Origin of the sequence: Sulfitobacter sediminilitoris, from assembly GCF_010667575.1 — a bacterium.
GTDB classification, from domain to species: domain Bacteria; phylum Pseudomonadota; class Alphaproteobacteria; order Rhodobacterales; family Rhodobacteraceae; genus Sulfitobacter; species Sulfitobacter sediminilitoris.
In genome coordinates, this window is sequence record NZ_JAABNT010000001.1 from 557,431 (window position 1) to 574,515 (window position 17,085).

The following is a 17,085-nucleotide window of genomic DNA, read 5'->3' on the forward strand; positions in this document are numbered from 1 at the left end:
CAGAAAACCCCTTGCTGTGCGCTTAATGCGCACCTGAGACGATTTAGCCATCGCATTTGGCCAAATCACGCTTATATCTGAGACAACAGGAGAAGACATGAAACGCCTTATACCTATTGTAATTGCTGGATTAATTGCCTCCAGTGGGGTGGCACAGGAGACAGACGTGGTTGAACTCGAAACTCTCTTTGTGGCTGCAGATATGGCTGATTTAAGCGAATTTCGCTGGAAAAAGCGCCCCGTATTGGTCTTTGCAGACAGCGAGGACGACCCGGCGTATATCGAACAGCTTGAACTGCTGGGCCAGCGTCCCGAAGCGCTGCTGGAGCGCGATGTGATCGTATTGACCGACACCGACCCCGAAGCCCGTTCTCCGCTCAGGCTCAAGATGCGGCCACGCGGCTTCATGCTGGTGCTGGTTGGCAAGGACGGCGGCGTAAAGCTGCGCAAACCATTCCCTTGGGACGTTCGCGAGATCACGCGCAGCATCGACAAGATGCCGATGCGCAAACGCGAGATCAGAGAAGAAAAAGAAGCCGCCCGCGAGCGATAATAGCCGCGGGAGGCTCTGCGCCGACCAGCTGTCTTTGGACCACAACAGGTGCCCCAGCTTATGCAAAGAAGCCCGGTCATCACGCGTGCGCCGATTTCACTGTTCTATCCATGCGTATCCCATCCTGAAGCGTCCACACAGCATTTGATGACGCCGACAGACAATTGCCGACGTCAGTCTTGCACCATGTATCTATGGACACATCCGGGGACATTGCGCTCTATTCGAACTCCATGATCACGTCATCCACCGCCAGGCTGTCGCCCGCTTCTGCGTTGACCTTTGACACGACACCCTTTTTCTCAGCGCGCAGGATGTTCTCCATCTTCATCGCCTCGATGGTGCAAAGCGCCTGACCTTCCTGCACTTCGTCGCCCACGGCCACATCCATTTTCACCACCAGACCCGGCATCGGGCAAAGCAGCATCTTGGAGGTGTCCGGGGGTACTTTTTCGGGCATCTTGCGTGCCAGTTCCGCCTGTCGCGGGGTGCGCACATGTACCTTCAGATCAGCGCCACGGGTACGGATGCGGAAGCCGCCGGATATCTTGCCGACCTTCATCACCAACGGCGCATCCGCCACGGTCATCTGGGCAAGTTTGTCGCCCGGCGTCCAATCGCCCGAGACGCGCATATCACTGCCGTCCTCGAACCGAACCGTCGCGCCGGTCTGATCCGCTTTGATCGTCACATCAAAGGAATGCCCCTGAAGCGTCACGTTCCAGTCAGCGCCAACCTTGCGCTCGTGATTGTCCATCCGGCCAGATACGCGCGCACGGCGAATTTCGGCTACCCTGTGCATTGCCGCTGTCGCCGCCGCAATCCGGCGCAACTCGGCTTCGGCCAGTTCGACCCCCTCAAATCCATCGGGATACTGCTCTTCGATAAAGGCGGTCGTCATGTCGCCGTTGATAAAGATCGGATGATCCATAACGGCAGAAAGGAACGGCAGGTTATGCCCGATGCCTTCGACCTCAAAGCTGTCGAGCGCCACGCGCATTTGCTCAATGGCCTCCGCACGCGTAGGAGCCCAAGTGCACAGCTTGGCGATCATCGGGTCGTAGTACATGCTGATCTCGCCGCCCTCGTAGACGCCGGTGTCGTTGCGCACCGCCATCATGGCCTCAGGCGCATCATCCTGCCATTTGCCATTGTCCAGAAGCGGGCCTGCCGCCACTTCCTGCGGCGGGCGGTAGCGGGTCAAACGGCCAATTGATGGCAAAAAGCCACGGTAAGGGTCTTCGGCATAAAGTCGGTTTTCAATGGCCCAGCCGTTAAGTTTTACGTCCGACTGCTTGATCGTCAGCTTCTCGCCATTGGCCACGCGGATCATCTGTTCGACCAGATCGACACCAGTGATCAGCTCCGTCACGGGGTGTTCCACCTGCAAACGCGTGTTCATCTCAAGGAAATAGAAGTTCTTGTTGCCGTCCACGATGAACTCAACCGTGCCTGCTGAGGTGTATCCAACCGCCTGGGCCAGCGCGACAGCCTGCTCACCCATCTCCTTGCGGGTCGCTTCATCAAGGAAGGGGCTTGGTGCTTCCTCCACCACTTTCTGGTTGCGGCGCTGGATCGAACATTCACGCTCGCCCAGATAGATGCCATTGCCATGCGCGTCGCACAGTACCTGAATTTCGATGTGCCGCGGCTGCGTGACGAACTTTTCAATGAAAATACGGTCATCACCAAAGGAATTCGCCGCCTCGTTCTTAGACGACTGGAAGCCCACGCGCGCCTCATCATCGGACCACGCGATCCGCATGCCTTTGCCGCCGCCCCCGGCAGACGCCTTAAGCATTACCGGATAACCGATCTCGTTGGAAATCTTGACCGCTTCTTCGGCGTCCTCGATCAGCCCCATGTAGCCCGGCACTGTCGAAACGCCGGCCTCCTGAGCGATCTTCTTTGAGGTGATCTTGTCCCCCATCTTTTCAATCGCGCCCTTAGGCGGGCCGACAAAGGCCACACCGGCCTTCTCAAGCGCCTCGGCGAATTTGGAATTCTCGGACAGGAAGCCATAACCCGGATGCACCGCCTCTGCGCCGCTTTCCTTGATCGCCGCCATCACCTTGTCGATCACGATATAGGACTGGTTCGCAGGGGGTGGGCCGATATGGATCGCCTCATCCGCCATCTGGACATGCAACGCCTGAGCGTCGGCATCTGAATAGATAGCAACGGACTGAATGCCCATCTTGCGCGCGGTCTTGATAACACGGCAGGCGATTTCGCCCCGGTTGGCGATCAGGATTTTCTTGAACATGGGATGTCCTTCTGGGTCTTGTGAGAAACGCAAACACCCCGCAACGGCAGACGCCGTGCGGGGTGTGATGAACGGGGACGACGCGGCTCAAAGCCGCGCACGCCGAACGTGGTTTTAGTTACATCTGCCGGGGTAGAGTTGGCAGTAGGCGACATTGCCCGCAGCACCGATGGCTGCACCTTGAGCAAGGCTGCCGCTGGTGATCGCGGCAGCACCTGCGCCGACGGCCGCGCCACCCAACGCTTGTTCGCCAAGCGTGTCACCACAGGCTGCAAGCCCTGCACAGGCGATGAGGGCAAATGAAATGGTCTTGATGGACATGTTGCTGTTCCTTGTCTGCTCTTGCTTGCTAGACCAACGCGGGAACACAGCTGAGGTTCCACGCCGGGTGCAAGCGCATGGGTCGCGCCCCCCTTTTGGTGAAACCCGAAAAAATGGGGCAGTACAAACAGTGCGGTGTTGTACTGCCCCTGAGGGGAAGGGGTATGGTTTAGGTGTGTCAAAGACGGCTCCTGGGGGGAATCGCATTCAACATCTGCGACCGTGGCGGATGCAGACAGCACCGCCAAGGGACCACACCAATTGCGGGAAAAATCGGCTAACGCCCGCTTATTCATGGATTTTGAAGGCAAGATCACGCCGATCCCTCGTCAAAGGCTTCGGGAAACGACGCACGGGCGCGCGCCTCATCAATCACGAGGAGAGCTTCATAGTCTTCAGGGTCAAACGGATCACTTGCAGGCAGAACCTCGCGCCCAAAAAGCCATGATAAACGGCCCGCATCCAGATTGCCGCGCTCGAACGGCTGATCGCCAAAATGCTCCCAAAGTGCCTTCATAAAGGCCGCATCGGCGCGGCGGTCCGGTGGACGACGATCAGAGCGCCGCTCGCGCCGTATGATCGGCGTGACGCCCTTTGGATTGGGGCGGCGAATGGTGAATTGGAAATCGGTGCCGGGCAAACGGCCCGGAAACCCGCGATGTTTCAGCATATAGGCTGGCATCAGGCACCCTCCCCGATATGAAAGGGGGCGCGGGGAGTGCGGGTTGGGACAGGCACAATCGCCTGCCCCGGAATGCGCTTACTTGTACTTACCGGTGTACGCTGGCTCGACCGAGATGGGCTCGGGCTCAACCACGACATACTCTTCTTCTGTCTGGCCGGATGTGCATGCGGCAACAGCGGCGACGAAACCGATGGCTGCCAAGAATTTGATGCTCTTTGACATCTATGTCTCCTGTCTATGTGAGTGGGGCGCGCATTATATGACTGCCTCACACGCCCCGTTTCTGAGGTAAGGGATACTTGGGTATTCCTTGCCCGCACCATAAAACAATCGGTGCCGAAAAAATACTGAAGGTTCGGCAATCGGCAGACTTGTGACGCCAAAGCCTCAATCAACTGATCACATGAGCATTCACGCGCAAGATGTTGTGGCTGCATCACAAACCCTCCCAGATACAGACATTATCTACCGGCCTGTATGCCTCAAAAAACTGCGTGGCATTGGGGTCTGCTGTTCCAAATTCTGTGGCTCGATCCGAAAGCGATATGACAATCACATCGCCACTCAGTGCGTATTGGTCGATGTAGGACAGGGCCAAAACATCACACAGATGCGACATGTCAAAAGCAGCAGTCTCATAGTCGACCGCTCCACCGTCCCGCGTGATTTCAGGTGCGATAAAGCGAAACCGCAGCCACGTTTCAGTGCCGATCTCATCTACCAGCACCTCTTGCAATTCCACAGGCTGGCCAGACGGCACATCGATTGCCAGCGCGGGGCTGGCTGCAAAAATGACCGCAGCAAGAAGGCTCTTCACAGGGCCTCCTCCTCGGACGTATCAAAGTCGGCTGGCGAGATAATCTCAATCAGTTCCAGATCGTCGGAATGGCGTACTTCACGGTGCTTGATCCCCGGTGGCTGGAGCACGCAGGACCCTGCGCGCAAGATATGCTCGCCCTGCCCTTCGTATTCGAAGACAACCCAGCCTTGGGTGATGTAAACCATCTGGAAGTCAAGATCATGCGAATGCCAGACTGCTGGACTTTCCATGCCCGGCACCGCACGGATCACATGCGCACCGTACTTGCCTTTTGTGGCGTCTTTGATGCCAAGGTCACGGTATTCGAAAAACGGGCGAATGCCCGCGCCTTCAAACTTCCCGTCATCTGCATGGGCGATCGTAAATGCCTGATTTTTCCAAAGCTTCATGCCGCACCCCCCTTGAGGGCTGCGACAAAAGTCAGTGGTCGCGTAGCGCCTCGATCAACTCTTCTTTGTCCATGTCCGAACGTCCGTCGATATCCAATTCCTGCGCCCGTTCGTATAGGTCGTCCTTGGTCCATTCCTCGTAAGGTGGCTGTTTGCCACCCTTCTTGCTGGGCGCCTGATTGTCGTTGGCCTGCGCATTGGCAATGCGTGCGGCCTTTTCCTTCGATGCGCCATCCTCGCGCAGGCTTTCGTAGGTCTCGTCGTCCTTGATGCTGGGTCCGTGGTCCGATGTCATGTCGTTCTCCTTTCCCGGAGAACAACGCAGCAGGCGCAATTGTTCCGTCAGCGCGGCGGATTGCGCCGTCCTGACCGGTGGACTGGCCGCCCACGATCGGCACCAGCACCTCAGACACAAAACACAACATCACCGTTCTCACAGCGGAATGTTATCGTGCTTCTTCCACGGCATCTCTTTCTTTTTATGCCGCAGAGATGCAAACGCTCGCGCAATCCGCTTGCGCGTCGTGCGTGGCTGGATCACCTCGTCGATAAAGCCGCGCTCAGCCGCGACAAAGGGATTGGCAAACCGCTCCTCGTAGTGTGCGGTGTGTTCGGCAATCTTCTCGGGATCGTTGCGGTCAGCGCGGTGGATGATCTCCACCGCCCCTTTTGCGCCCATCACGGCGACCTCGGCCGTAGGCCAGGCATAGTTGAAATCGGCCTGCAGATGCTTGGACGCCATCACTACGTAAGCACCGCCGTAGGTTTTGCGGGTGGCGACCGTCACCATCGGCACCGTCGCTTCACCATAGGCAAACAGCAGCTTGGCACCGTGCTTGATGACGCCGCCGTATTCCTGTGTCGTGCCGGGCAGGAAGCCCGGAACATCCACCAGTGTCAGAATCGGGATCTCAAAGGCATCACAGAACCGCACGAACCGCGCAGCCTTGCGGCTGCTGTCGATGTCCAGCACGCCCGCCAACACCATCGGCTGATTGGCGACCACACCCACCGTGCGCCCCTCAAGACGCATGAAACCGGTGATGATGTTCTTGGCGAAATCTTCCTGAATCTCGTAAAAATCACCCTCGTCCGCCAGCTTGAGAATGAGTTCCTTCATGTCATACGGTGTATTCGCATTTTCCGGCACCAGCGTGTCGAGCGACGGTTCAATCCGCTCCGGATCATCAAAGAACGGGCGCACAGGCGGGGCCTGACGGTTATTAGACGGTAGAAAATCCACCAGGCGGCGCACTTCCGCAAGCGCCTCAACGTCATTCTCAAACGCCGCATCCGCGACTGAGGATTTCTTGGTGTGCGTGCTTGCCCCACCCAACTCCTCGGCCGTCACCTGCTCATTGGTCACGGTCTTGACCACTTCGGGGCCAGTCACGAACATGTAAGAGCTGTCTTTGACCATAAAGATAAAATCAGTCATCGCAGGGGAATACACCGCACCGCCCGCACATGGCCCCATGATCACGCTGATCTGCGGGATCACGCCGGACGCCATGATGTTGCGCTGGAACACCTCGCCGTAGCCTGCAAGGCTGTCGACGCCTTCCTGAATACGCGCACCACCGGAATCGTTGATGCCAATCACCGGTGCGCCGTTCTGCATCGCCATATCCATGATCTTGCAGATCTTCTTGGCGTGGGTTTCGGACACCGACCCGCCCAGAACCGTAAAGTCCTGACTGAAGACGTAGACAAGCCGACCATTGATCGTGCCCCAGCCCGTGACAACACCATCGCCCGCAGGCTTTTGCTTTTCCATTCCGAAATCGGTGCAGCGGTGCGTGACGAACATGTCGAACTCTTCGAAGGATCCTTCGTCCAGCAACAGATCGACCCGTTCCCGCGCGGTCAGTTTTCCGCGTCCGTGCTGCGCGTCAATCCGCGCCTGACCGCCGCCCATACGGGCCGTCTGACGCCGCTCTTCGAGCTGTTCGAGAATATCTTTCATGGCAAACCCCTGCTAAACATTTGGCACATAATAGAGACCACAAAGGGTCTGTGAAAAGAGCCATTGTGAATATTTGCAAATCTTATGCAGATATGTTCGAGCAAATTGAAAATTTGCAAATATCACGATGTATGCTCGACAACCTACACATGCCGGATTACTTGCATTTGCATGAATGCGACTTCAGCCCCTGCTCCCTCAATTCGGTTCCTCGACCGCAGCACGCCGCCACACGTCTCGACACTGATATTACTTGCGGGTCTGTCAGCGCTGGTCATGAACATTTTTCTGCCAAGCCTCCCGCAAATGGCAGAATATTTCGGCACGTCCTACGCGGTGATGCAGCTGTCGGTCCCCTTGTATTTGCTGTTCAGCGCAGTGATGCAGCTTTTCATCGGCCCGATATCAGACAACCTTGGTCGGCGTCCGGTGATGATAGCCGGGCTTTTGCTGTTTATGGTCGCGACCCTGGGCTGCATCTATGCGCCGAACACTGCGGTCTTCTTGACCTTCCGCATCCTGCAAGCGGTCATTGCCACGGCAATGGTGCTCAGCCGCGCAGTGCTGCGTGATCTATACACGCAGGATCAGGCGGCCTCCAAGATCGGCTACGTGACAATGGGCATGGCGTTGGTACCGATGATTGCTCCCGCCGTGGGCGGGTCAATTGAACAGTTTGGCGACTGGCACCTGACATTCTGGCTGATGTTCTCAATTGCGGCCGCCATTCTTCTGCTGGTGATCCGCGACATGGGCGAAACAGCGGTCGCAAGCAACAACTCCATCCTCGGCCAGTTTCGCGAATACCCCGAACTTCTGCGTTCGCCGCGGTTCTGGGGCTATGCGATGGCCGCTGCTTTCTGTTCGGGCGCCTTCTTTGCCTATCTTGGCGGTGCGCCCTTCGTGGGATCGGTGGTCTTCGGCCTCGATCCCTTCTGGCTTGGCATCTATTTCGGCGCTCCTGCCGTGGGATATTTCTGTGGCAACTGGCTGACCGGTCTTTTCGCCCAGCGCTTTGGCGTCAACAACATGGTGATGTGGGGGTGTCTGGCCAATGCGACGGGCGGCACCCTGTCTCTGCTCATCTTTCTGGCAGGCTATGGAACGGCCGAATCATTCTTTGGCATGATGACGCTGATCGGCCTTGGCAATGGCCTGTGCATTCCCAACGCCACCGCCGGGATGCTTTCGGTCCGCCCTCATCTGGCCGGCACCGCATCCGGTCTTGGCGGCGCAATCATGATTGGCGGCGGCTCTGGCCTTGCTGTTCTGGCGGGGCTCCTGCTGACGCCCGAAACCGGGGCCTATCCGCTGATCCTGATCATGCAGTTGACGGCGATCGCCGGGGTCTTTTCAATTTTGGTGGTCATCCGACGCGAGCGCACGCTTCAACTGCGCGCCTGATCACCGCCCCCTTGAACGCCCCCCTTTGCAAAGCTAGGGTCCAGCCAGCTGCAAAGCTGCAAAGGGCGTGCCGATGGCCAGTCAAAAACTCTATGCCGGGGCCAAACTGCGCGAGTTGCGCACGAAGCTTGATCTGACCCAAAAGGATTTTGCCGCGCGGCTGGGCGTTTCTCTGCCCTATCTCAACCAGATGGAAAACAACAACCGCCCCGTCTCCACAACGGTGGTACTGGGCCTCGCGTCTGAATTCGGCCTCGACGTCACCGAACTCAGCGCAGGCGACGGGGAACGCCTTGTCAGCGACATGCGCGAAGCCTTGGCCGATCCGGTCTTTCAGGGCAAGATGCCGCCCCTTGCAGACATCCGCCTTGCGGCGTCCAACGCACCGGGCCTTGCGCGCGCCTTTCTGGACCTGCACCAGAACTACCGCCAGACCCACGAACGCCTCGCCTCTCTGGACGAGGCGCTGGGACGCGAAGATGCCCGCGCAGCACCCTCCCCTTGGGAGGAAGTCCGGGATTTCTTTCACTATTGCGATAACTACATCGACGCCGTTGACCGCGCCGCCGAACATTTCGCCACCCGTCACAACGCCGAGACATCCATGCGCTCCGTCGCGATTGCCGCGCTGCAAGAGACAGGCGTTTCCGTCTCCTTCTCGGACGCAGATACGCTGCGCCGCTATGACCCCGAAGCCCGCACGCTGTCGATCTCGTCGTTGGCCACGCCAGAGACCCAGACGTTCCAGCTGTTGTTGCAACTCGCCCTGATCAGCCAGAATACGTTACTCGAAGCGACCCTCGATCTTGCCCGTTTCACCACAGAAAGTGCGCGTGACATCGCCAAGATCGGTCTGGCCAATTATTTCGCAGGCGCAGCCCTGCTGCCCTACAAGAGGTTCCATCAGGCGGCGCAAGACTGCCGCCACGATCTGGAAGTGCTCTCCAGCCGCTTCGGCGCCTCCATTGAACAAGTGGCCCACCGGCTGTCGACCTTGCAGCGCCCCGGTGCCAAAGGCGTGCCTTTCTTTTTTGTCCGTGTCGATCAGGCCGGCACGATCACGAAGCGCCACTCGGCGACCCGCTTGCAATTTGCCCGCTTTGGCGGCGCATGCCCCCTGTGGAACGTGCACCGCGCATTCGAAACACCGGGCCGCTTCCTGCGACAACTGGCCGAAACCCCTGACGGAGTCCGCTATATCAGTCTGGCACGCGACATCAGCAAACCAGCGGGCCGCTACGGGGCACCCGTGCGGCGCTATGCCATTGCGCTGGGATGCGAGATGCGGCACGCGGATCAATTGGTCTATGCAGATGGTCTCGATCTGACCCGCGACAGCGCTTTTGAACCCATCGGGATTTCCTGCCGGATTTGCGAGCGCAAAAGCTGTCATCAACGTGCCGTACCCCCATTGGAGCGTCAGCTCAAAGTGGACCCGGACCGCCGTGATGTCTTGCCCTACCGTGTGGAATGATCAGCGCCTAGCCGCACGCCACCCCGACGCCCGAGCCTGCGCCTCAGAGCAGAACCAGCGTTCCCCTTTCTCCGGCCTGATCCCCGTGCGCTCGTAAAATTCTTGCCCCGGCATGTGATAAATCCGTGCGCCCTGCGCATTGATATTACCCTTGATGCGGCATTCGGGGTCCGGTGCGTCCCGCCCCAGTGTCCGCGTCAGCCGGTAGCGCGCAGGCGATTGCAGGGCAAACCCATGAATGCCCCTCTCCGCAACAAGGGCCGCCTTTTCATCCAGGTCATAGTCCATGGAATACTTGCGATAGGCATAGGCCAACCCCTCGCGAACCAAAACGCGCCCAATGTCCTGACCGCCTGCAAAACAACGCGCCCATAGCGGTCCCGATCCACCGGCTCACAACGCGCCGGCACCCCGTCGAACCGGTCCTGCACCTGCCGCATGACCCAATCCCCGCAGCCCCAGTTCTGTCCTGTCAGCGTGGTGCAGGGCTGATCACGCTCAGGTGCATCGATCCCGTGCAACCGGATACGTGTATCGCCCACATCTATCGTGTCTCCGTCCACGACCCTCACTTTACCCGCAACGTCAGCCGCGAAAGCGACTGATCCCCAGATCAGACCAAGGACAACGCTCGCGCAGATTCTTAACATTTGATTAATCTGGACGGTGAAAGCGCCCCGATCAACCGCCTTCGTCAAGAACCGTTAACAAAGCTCACCGCTGTGACGTTTTCCACTCTGGATGCACCCAAGGTTCATCGTTCGCCCTTGCCAATGGATCAAGCCCAAGCAGATGATCCGAGACCTTCTCTCCCACCATGATTGACGGCGCATTCAGGTTACCATTGGTGATGCGCGGAAAGATCGAACTGTCCGCCACGCGGAGCCCCTCTACGCCGATCACACGCGCTTCGGGATCGACTACAGCGTTGCGGTCATCCGCCCTGCCCATCCGGCAGGTACCACAGGGATGATAGGCGCTTTCTGCGTGCTCACGAATAGCGTCATCCAGTTCCGCGTCGGTCTGAAAGGCCTCCCCGGGCTGGATCTCGTGCTTCACGAAAGGCTGGAATGCATCTTGCGCAAAAATCTCCCGTGTCAGCCGGATACAGGTGCGGAACTCGTCCCAATCCTCCGGATGCGACATGTAATTGAACCGGATCACCGGATCATCCGCCGGGTTGGCTGACCGTAGCGTCACCGCCCCGCGTGATCGCGACCGCATCGGTCCGGTATGCGCCTGAAAACCATGCCCCTCCGCCGCCGCCTGTCCGTCGTAGCGCACCGCAAGCGGCAGAAAATGAAATTGGATGTCAGGGTAAGGAATGCCTGCCTTTGACCGAATAAAACCGGCACTCTCAAACTGGTTTGACGCACCCATCCCGCGCTTGAGAAACAGCCACTGCGCCCCGATTGCCGCCTTCGACAGCAGGTTCCAATGCTTGTAAAGCGTGATCGGCTGCGACGCCGCCATCTGAATGTACATCTCCAGATGGTCCTGCAGGTTCGCGCCCACACCGGGGCGATCTGCGACAATCTCGATCCCATGTTCCGCCAAATGGGCACCGGGCCCGATGCCCGACAGCATCAGGAGCTTGGGCGAATTGATCGAGGATGCCGCGAGCACCACCTCCCGCTCCGCCTCGATCACCTCGCGCCGCCCCTTGCGCAAGACCTCGACCCCGGTCGCCCGCCCCTCCGATATCACGACCCGCTGCGCAAAGGCCCGCACGATCTGAACATTTCCCGTCCTCTGCGCGGGCCGCAGATAGGCATTCGCCGCGGACCAGCGCCGCCCTTGCCAGACGGTCTGCTCCATCGGGCCAAAGCCTTCCTGCTTTTCCCCGTTGTAATCATCGGTGACCTGATATCCCGCCTGCCGTCCCGCCTCGACAAAGGCCCGGTAGAGCGGATTGGCCCGTGGCCCACGGCTGACATGCAGCGGCCCGTCGCTGCCGCGCCAGGACGAATCGCCGCCATGACCGCTGTCGTGCCAGCTCTCCATCCGTTTGAAGTACGGAAGGACATCGGCGTAGGCCCACCCCCGTGCGCCCTGTTCGTCCCAATGATCGAAATCCATCGCGTGCCCGCGCACATAGACCATCCCGTTGATCGAGGACGACCCTCCGATGACCTTGCCCCGCGGACAGGCCAGCCTGCGCCCGCCCAGATGCGGCTCCGGCTCGGACTTGTAGCCCCAGTCATACATCCGCATGTTCATCGGATAGCTCAACGCCGCGGGCATCTGGATGAAAGGTCCCGCGTCCGTGCCGCCATGTTCGATCACGATCACCTTGCGGCCCGCCTGCGCCAGCCGGTAAGCCATCGCACAGCCCGCGCTGCCTGCCCCGACAATGATAAATTCCGCCTTCATCTCACCTGTCCTTCGTGATTCCGCGCCGGGTCAAGGATGCGCCTTGGCGCACCGGGCTTGCCCGGCCTGTCCTTGACGCGGCGGGGAATCGCATCCCAAAATTGACGCGGTGTCTTGAGCCACAGACTGTGGCCTCAAGCACCTCTCAGCAAATGCCCCAAACCCTCAAAACCCCAGCTGGTACAACTCCTTGGGGCTCACCTCTCATCCGGCACCAGACATGTTGTGCGCGTCAGCGCCCCTTTGGATCACGCCCCTCTCAAAAGGGCGCCTCGACATCGTCCATACGCACGAACACCGACTTCAGCTGGCTGTAATGTTCGATCGCCGCCTTGGAATTCTCGCGCCCGACACCGGAATTCTTCGACCCGCCAAAAGGGGCCTCCACCGGCGCATCGTTATAGGTGTTGATGTAACAGGTGCCCGCCTCGAACCCGGCCGCCACGCGGTGCCCGCGCGCCAGATCGCGCGTAAAGACCCCCGCCGCCAGACCGAATTCGGTATCATTGGCCCGCGCCATGACCTCGGCCTCGTCCTCGAAATCCAGCACCGCCATCACCGGGCCGAAGATCTCCTCGCGCGCGATCACCATGTCATCGGTCACATCGGCAAAGACGGTGGGCTCCAGGTAATAGCCCTCGCGGTCCAGCCGCCTGCCCCCGGTCACCAGCCGCGCACCTTCCGCCTTCCCCTTCTCGATGTAGCCCAGCACGATATTCATCTGCCGCTCGGACACCATCGGGCCAAAGCTGGTCTCGGGGTCCATCGGATCGCCGATAACCGCGTTGCCCAACCGCTCGCTCAACCGCTCTAGGAAAATCTCCTTGATGTCACGATGCACGAACACCCGCGTCCCGTTGGAGCACACCTGACCAGAGCTGTAGAAATTGCCGAGGATCGCACCGCCAACGGCGTTTTCGATGTCCGCGTCCTCGAAGAGGATCAAAGGTGACTTGCCCCCCAGTTCCATCGTTACGTGCTTGATGCCTTCAGCAGCGGCAGCATAGACCTTGCGCCCCGTCGGCACCGATCCCGTCAGCGACACCTTGTCGACACGCGGATCCGTGACCAGCGCGGATCCCACATCGCCCATGCCCTGCACTACGTTGTAAAGCCCGGCAGGCAACCCCGCCTCATGCAGGATTTCCGCAACTTTCAACGCACAAAGCGGTGTCGTTTCCGAAGGTTTGAAGATCATCGCATTGCCACAGGCAAGCGCCGGAGCGCCCTTCCAGCAGGCGATCTGCGTGGGGTAATTCCACGCACCAATCCCCACGCAAACCCCAAGAGGTTCGCGCCGCGTATAGACCCAGTTCTCGCCCAGCTGGATATGTTCGCCGGTCAGCGTGGCGGCCATGCCACCGAAGTATTCCAGCGCATCCGCACCCGAGGTCGCATCGACGACAGAGGTTTCCTGATAGGGTTTACCGGTGTCCCATGTCTCAAGCACGCTCAGATCGTGATTGCGCTCTCGCATCATGTCCGCCGCCCGGCGCAGAACGCGCCCGCGTTCCGTACCGGTCATCGCCGCCCAGCTTTTCTGAGCGCGCTTGGCGGCCGTCAGGGCGCGGTCGATGATCGCCGGCGTGGCGGCGTGCAGGGTGGCGATGGTCTCTCCCGTGGCGGGATAGATCACCTCGAAGGGCGTGCCATCGGTGTCCTCTACGTAGGCACCATCGATGAAATGGCTGGCGGCGGGTTGGGTGTCGTAGCTCATTTGGTTTTTATGCCTCCGGCGGGAATTGTATTGGAAAGATGAAGCGGGGTCTCACTCCCCGCGCGGAAAGCGTTTGCTTTCCTCCAGCACGTTCAGGTCCATGTGATTGCGCATGTATTGTTCGGATGCCTTGCGCAGCGGTTGGTAATCCCAGGGGTAATAGCCCCCCTCGCGCAGGGCTTCGTAGACCAGCCATCGACGGGCCTGCGACTTGCGCACATCCGCGTCATAGGCCGCCAAGTCCCATCGCGCCTCCGATTTGGCGCGCAGGGACGTTACCGTGCCCCGATGGTCGGGATGGTCTGCCAGGTTGGTCAACTCGTGCGGGTCCGCCTCCAGATCGAAAAGCTGGTCGGGATCCAGGGCGCAGCGATTGTATTTCCACTTGCCATAGCGCAGCGATACCATCGGCGCAAAGGAGGCCTCGGCCGCGTATTCCATGGCGACAGGCTCCGTGCGCTCCCGCCCCTGCCCCATCGGCACCAGCGATTGCCCCGTCGTCCAGGGGGTGACCTCATCCATGCTGACCCCGGCCAGATCACACAGGGTCGGGCAGACATCGATATTGCTGACCGGTGTCGTTTGCAGCCCCGCCTCCATCTGCGGCGCCGCAATCATCATGGGCACACGGGAGGAGCCGTCGAAGAACGACATCTTGAACCACAGTCCACGCTCTCCCAGCATATCCCCGTGGTCCGACACGAAGAGGATGATCGCCTCCTGCCGCGTGTCCTCAAGCGTCTGCAAGATCTCACCGATCTTGTCATCAAGATAGCTGATGTTGGCAAAATAGGCCCGCCGCGACCGGCGAATGTGGTCTTCGGTGATGTCGAAACTGCGCCAGTCGTTGGCATCGAAGATACGCTTGGAATGCGGATCGTGATCCTCGTACGCCATGGCAGGTATCTCCGGCAGCAGATGCTCGCAGTCCTCGTACAGATCCCAGTACTTCTTGCGCGCCACATAGGGATCATGCGGATGGGTAAAGCTGACCGTCAGGGACCATGGCCGGGCGCCCGCCCCCCGTGACAGATCGTATATCTTGCGCGTGGCGTTGTAGGCGACCTCGTCGTCGTATTCCATCTGGTTCGACGTCTCGGCCACCCCTGCGCCTGTCACCGACCCCATGTTGTGATACCACCAGTCGATGCGCTCGCCGGGCTTGCGATAATCCGGTGTCCAGCCGAAATCCGCCGGATAGATATCCGTGGTCAGGCGTTCCTCGAACCCGTGCAACTGGTCAGGCCCGACAAAATGCATCTTGCCTGACAAGCAGGTATGGTACCCCGCCCGCCGCAGGTGATGCGCGTAGGTCGGGATCGACGAGCAGAACTCGGCTGCGTTGTCGTAGACCCCCGTCGCCGATGGCAACTGGCCCGACATGAATGCCGCCCGCCCCGGCGCGCAGAGCGGCGACGCGGTGTAGCAATTTGCAAACCGGGTCGACCGTTCCGCCAGCGCCTTCAGGTTGGGCGCATGCAACCAATCCGCCGGACCATCGGGAAAGAGTGTGCCGTTCAGCTGATCCACCATCAGGATCAGGATATTCGGTTTGGTCATCGCGCGGCTTCCAACAACAGGTGAAGGGTGGAAAGCGCACTTGCCCGTGCCGCCGACGCAGTGCCGCGCTCGGACAGTGCGGCCCGCAGGTAGAGCCCGTCGATCAGCGCGGCCAGCGTTTCGGCATCCGCCTCGGCGTTCTTGCTGATCGGGCGCAACGCATGGGTCAGGTTTGACCGCAGCCGCCGCTGGTAAAGCCGCAGCAATCGGCCCGTCTCGGCATTCGTCGGGGCGGCGGCATAAAGCGTCATCCAGGCGTTGACCGTGGCAGGCGCGAAACAGGTCTCGTCAAAGCTGGCGATGATGATCGCCGCCGCACGGTCTCGCGGGCTGCGTGCTTCGGCCAGCCGGGCGCGCACCTCGGCCCCGTACTCGCCAAGGATATGGCGCATGGCAGCCAGAAATATCTGGTCCTTGCCCCCAAAATAGTGATGCGCCAGCGCCGTGGACATGCCAGCGCGCTTGGCGATCTGACCCACGGTCACATCCAGCGAATGCGCCGCCCCGATCTCGGCAATGGTGGCCTGCACCAGCGCTGAGCGGCGGATGGGTTCCATTCCAACCTTGGGCATGGGGATTCGGTCCTTGAGCGGTTACCGAGGCAGGGTAGTTCGCTCTTTATTGACGCGTCAATCAATAAAAATGATCACAGTTTCGTCGCGTTCGACACCGGTGTGATCTGGCGTTTCAGCGTCGCTTCCCGCCAGGTGATGAAGGTTACCGAACTCAGGATCACGAAACCGCCGATGATCACCCAGATGTCCACCGGTTCGGCGAACGCTATTGCACCAAGTGCCGTGGCCCAGACAAGCTGCAGGAAGGTCACCGGTTGCGTCACCGTCACCGGGGCCGCGGCAAAGGCCAGCGTCATCGTGTAATGTCCCGAGGTCGCGAAAATCGCCACGGTAAAAAGGATTCCGACCTCCTGCCACGTCGGCATGATCCAGACCGGCAGGGCAAATGGCGCCAGACCAATCGTGACAAAGACCGACAGCATTCCGACGACGACGCCCGGCTTGATCTCATCCGCCAGCACCTTGGCCAAAAGGTAGGATCCGGCAAAAACAACTGCCGCGACCAGCATCGCCAGATGGCCCATGCTGACCTCCCGGAATCCGGGACGCAGGATAATCGCGGCCCCGGCAAGCCCCATCATCACCGCCACGATACGCCTCAGCGCCAGCTTTTCGCCCAGGAATATCGCCGCGCCGATGGTCACGTAGATAGGTGCGAGATAGTTCATCGCCGTCACTTCCGCGATCGGAATGCGCGTCATGGCAAAGAACCAAAGGATCACGCCCAGCGCATGACAGAAGCCCCGCAATCCAAACATGGACCACTGCCGCCGCGTGATATGCGCCGCACGCAGCGCGCCAAGCGACGGCAGCAAAAAGACCAGACCAAGGGAATACCGTAGAAATGCCGCCTCGGCCGCGGGCAGGCGCGGCCCCATGTATTTAACCAGCGCCGTCACCATGATGAAACACACACCCGTGACGAACATCCAGAAGATACCCACAAGCGGGCGGGAGGGCGCAGAAATGTCCATGCCTCTTT

The 17,085-nt window shown here is 59.8% G+C and carries 17 protein-coding genes; 3 read left to right on the forward strand and 14 right to left on the reverse strand.

The genetic code is table 11. The features are described 5' to 3' along the window. Positions 1-97 precede the first annotated feature (97 nt). A complete protein-coding gene (locus GV827_RS02740; protein WP_164352131.1) occupies positions 98-553 on the forward strand; it encodes a DUF4174 domain-containing protein in 456 nt (151 codons plus the stop codon). A gap of 220 nt (positions 554-773) precedes the next feature. On the opposite strand, the gene GV827_RS02745 is transcribed toward GV827_RS02740, so the two are convergent. The 8 genes from GV827_RS02745 to GV827_RS02775 form a co-directional block, all read right to left on the reverse strand. Beyond that, positions 774-2,819 (reverse strand): acetyl-CoA carboxylase biotin carboxylase subunit, encoded by a 2,046-nt coding sequence (locus GV827_RS02745; protein ID WP_164352132.1) that lies wholly within the window; start codon positions 2,817-2,819, stop codon positions 774-776. Between the two features lie 114 nt (positions 2,820-2,933). Beyond that, positions 2,934-3,140: a hypothetical protein gene (locus GV827_RS02750; RefSeq protein WP_164352133.1), complete on the reverse strand. Its 207-nt coding sequence runs from the start codon at positions 3,138-3,140 to the stop codon at positions 2,934-2,936. A gap of 313 nt (positions 3,141-3,453) precedes the next feature. Then, positions 3,454-3,810 carry a hypothetical protein gene (locus GV827_RS02755; protein ID WP_164352212.1) on the reverse strand — a complete coding sequence of 119 codons (357 nt, stop codon included), beginning with the start codon at positions 3,808-3,810 and terminating at the stop codon, positions 3,454-3,456. Positions 3,811-3,900: 90 nt separating this feature from the next. Then, on the reverse strand, positions 3,901-4,047 hold the full coding sequence (locus GV827_RS23315; protein ID WP_204325675.1) for a hypothetical protein: 147 nt from the start codon (positions 4,045-4,047) through the stop codon (positions 3,901-3,903). A 214-nt stretch (positions 4,048-4,261) separates the two neighbouring features. Beyond that, positions 4,262-4,642 carry a DUF6497 family protein gene (locus GV827_RS02760; protein WP_164352134.1) on the reverse strand — a complete coding sequence of 127 codons (381 nt, stop codon included), beginning with the start codon at positions 4,640-4,642 and terminating at the stop codon, positions 4,262-4,264. Continuing rightward, positions 4,639-5,034, reverse strand: a complete 396-nt coding sequence (locus tag GV827_RS02765; RefSeq protein ID WP_164352135.1) for a cupin domain-containing protein — start codon at positions 5,032-5,034, stop codon at positions 4,639-4,641. Before GV827_RS02765 ends, GV827_RS02760 begins: the two co-directional genes overlap by 4 nt. A gap of 31 nt (positions 5,035-5,065) precedes the next feature. Continuing rightward, the gene (locus GV827_RS02770) at positions 5,066-5,329 is read right to left on the reverse strand and encodes a DUF7218 family protein (protein ID WP_164352136.1); all 264 of its coding nucleotides are present in this window, start codon (positions 5,327-5,329) and stop codon (positions 5,066-5,068) included. 138 nt (positions 5,330-5,467) lie between these two features. After that, the gene (locus GV827_RS02775; RefSeq protein WP_164352137.1) at positions 5,468-7,000 is read right to left on the reverse strand and encodes an acyl-CoA carboxylase subunit beta; all 1,533 of its coding nucleotides are present in this window, start codon (positions 6,998-7,000) and stop codon (positions 5,468-5,470) included. A 171-nt stretch (positions 7,001-7,171) separates the two neighbouring features. On the opposite strand from GV827_RS02775, the gene GV827_RS02780 reads away from it, so the two are divergent. Further along, on the forward strand, positions 7,172-8,404 hold the full coding sequence (locus tag GV827_RS02780; RefSeq protein ID WP_164352138.1) for a multidrug effflux MFS transporter: 1,233 nt from the start codon (positions 7,172-7,174) through the stop codon (positions 8,402-8,404). 73 nt (positions 8,405-8,477) lie between these two features. Then, positions 8,478-9,878 (forward strand): helix-turn-helix domain-containing protein, encoded by a 1,401-nt coding sequence (locus GV827_RS02785; protein ID WP_164352139.1) that lies wholly within the window; start codon positions 8,478-8,480, stop codon positions 9,876-9,878. On the opposite strand, the gene GV827_RS23965 is transcribed toward GV827_RS02785, so the two are convergent. From GV827_RS23965 to GV827_RS02815, 6 genes are all read right to left on the reverse strand, one after another. Continuing rightward, positions 9,879-10,166, reverse strand: a complete 288-nt coding sequence (locus GV827_RS23965) for a sunset domain-containing protein (RefSeq protein WP_328823100.1) — start codon at positions 10,164-10,166, stop codon at positions 9,879-9,881. Between the two features lie 426 nt (positions 10,167-10,592). Then, the gene (gene betA, locus GV827_RS02795; protein ID WP_164352140.1) at positions 10,593-12,251 is read right to left on the reverse strand and encodes a choline dehydrogenase; all 1,659 of its coding nucleotides are present in this window, start codon (positions 12,249-12,251) and stop codon (positions 10,593-10,595) included. Positions 12,252-12,510: 259 nt separating this feature from the next. Next, positions 12,511-13,968 (reverse strand): betaine-aldehyde dehydrogenase, encoded by a 1,458-nt coding sequence (gene betB, locus GV827_RS02800; protein WP_164352141.1) that lies wholly within the window; start codon positions 13,966-13,968, stop codon positions 12,511-12,513. A gap of 51 nt (positions 13,969-14,019) precedes the next feature. After that, positions 14,020-15,528, reverse strand: coding sequence for a choline-sulfatase (betC, locus tag GV827_RS02805; RefSeq protein ID WP_164352142.1), 1,509 nt, complete (start codon positions 15,526-15,528; stop codon positions 14,020-14,022). Then, positions 15,525-16,100 (reverse strand): choline-binding transcriptional repressor BetI, encoded by a 576-nt coding sequence (gene betI / locus GV827_RS02810; RefSeq protein ID WP_164352143.1) that lies wholly within the window; start codon positions 16,098-16,100, stop codon positions 15,525-15,527. The genes betC and betI overlap by 4 nt, the downstream gene beginning before the upstream one ends. Before the next feature lie 74 nt (positions 16,101-16,174). Further along, a complete protein-coding gene (locus tag GV827_RS02815; RefSeq protein WP_164352144.1) occupies positions 16,175-17,077 on the reverse strand; it encodes a DMT family transporter in 903 nt (300 codons plus the stop codon). Positions 17,078-17,085 lie beyond the last annotated feature (8 nt).

Coding starts and splice junctions, on each gene's coding strand:
- GV827_RS23965 (WP_328823100.1), bottom strand. CDS start 10,166: ATGGACTATGACCTGGATGAAAAGGCGGCCCTTGTTGCGGAGAGGGGC.
- GV827_RS02785 (WP_164352139.1), top strand. CDS start 8,478: ATGGCCAGTCAAAAACTCTATGCCGGGGCCAAACTGCGCGAGTTGCGC.
- betC (WP_164352142.1), bottom strand. CDS start 15,528: ATGACCAAACCGAATATCCTGATCCTGATGGTGGATCAGCTGAACGGC.
- betA (WP_164352140.1), bottom strand. CDS start 12,251: ATGAAGGCGGAATTTATCATTGTCGGGGCAGGCAGCGCGGGCTGTGCG.
- GV827_RS02755 (WP_164352212.1), bottom strand. CDS start 3,810: ATGCTGAAACATCGCGGGTTTCCGGGCCGTTTGCCCGGCACCGATTTC.
- betB (WP_164352141.1), bottom strand. CDS start 13,968: ATGAGCTACGACACCCAACCCGCCGCCAGCCATTTCATCGATGGTGCC.
- GV827_RS02815 (WP_164352144.1), bottom strand. CDS start 17,077: ATGGACATTTCTGCGCCCTCCCGCCCGCTTGTGGGTATCTTCTGGATG.
- betI (WP_164352143.1), bottom strand. CDS start 16,100: ATGCCCAAGGTTGGAATGGAACCCATCCGCCGCTCAGCGCTGGTGCAG.
- GV827_RS02780 (WP_164352138.1), top strand. CDS start 7,172: ATGAATGCGACTTCAGCCCCTGCTCCCTCAATTCGGTTCCTCGACCGC.
- GV827_RS23315 (WP_204325675.1), bottom strand. CDS start 4,047: ATGTCAAAGAGCATCAAATTCTTGGCAGCCATCGGTTTCGTCGCCGCT.
- GV827_RS02740 (WP_164352131.1), top strand. CDS start 98: ATGAAACGCCTTATACCTATTGTAATTGCTGGATTAATTGCCTCCAGT.
- GV827_RS02750 (WP_164352133.1), bottom strand. CDS start 3,140: ATGTCCATCAAGACCATTTCATTTGCCCTCATCGCCTGTGCAGGGCTT.
- GV827_RS02745 (WP_164352132.1), bottom strand. CDS start 2,819: ATGTTCAAGAAAATCCTGATCGCCAACCGGGGCGAAATCGCCTGCCGT.
- GV827_RS02775 (WP_164352137.1), bottom strand. CDS start 7,000: ATGAAAGATATTCTCGAACAGCTCGAAGAGCGGCGTCAGACGGCCCGT.
- GV827_RS02770 (WP_164352136.1), bottom strand. CDS start 5,329: ATGACATCGGACCACGGACCCAGCATCAAGGACGACGAGACCTACGAA.
- GV827_RS02765 (WP_164352135.1), bottom strand. CDS start 5,034: ATGAAGCTTTGGAAAAATCAGGCATTTACGATCGCCCATGCAGATGAC.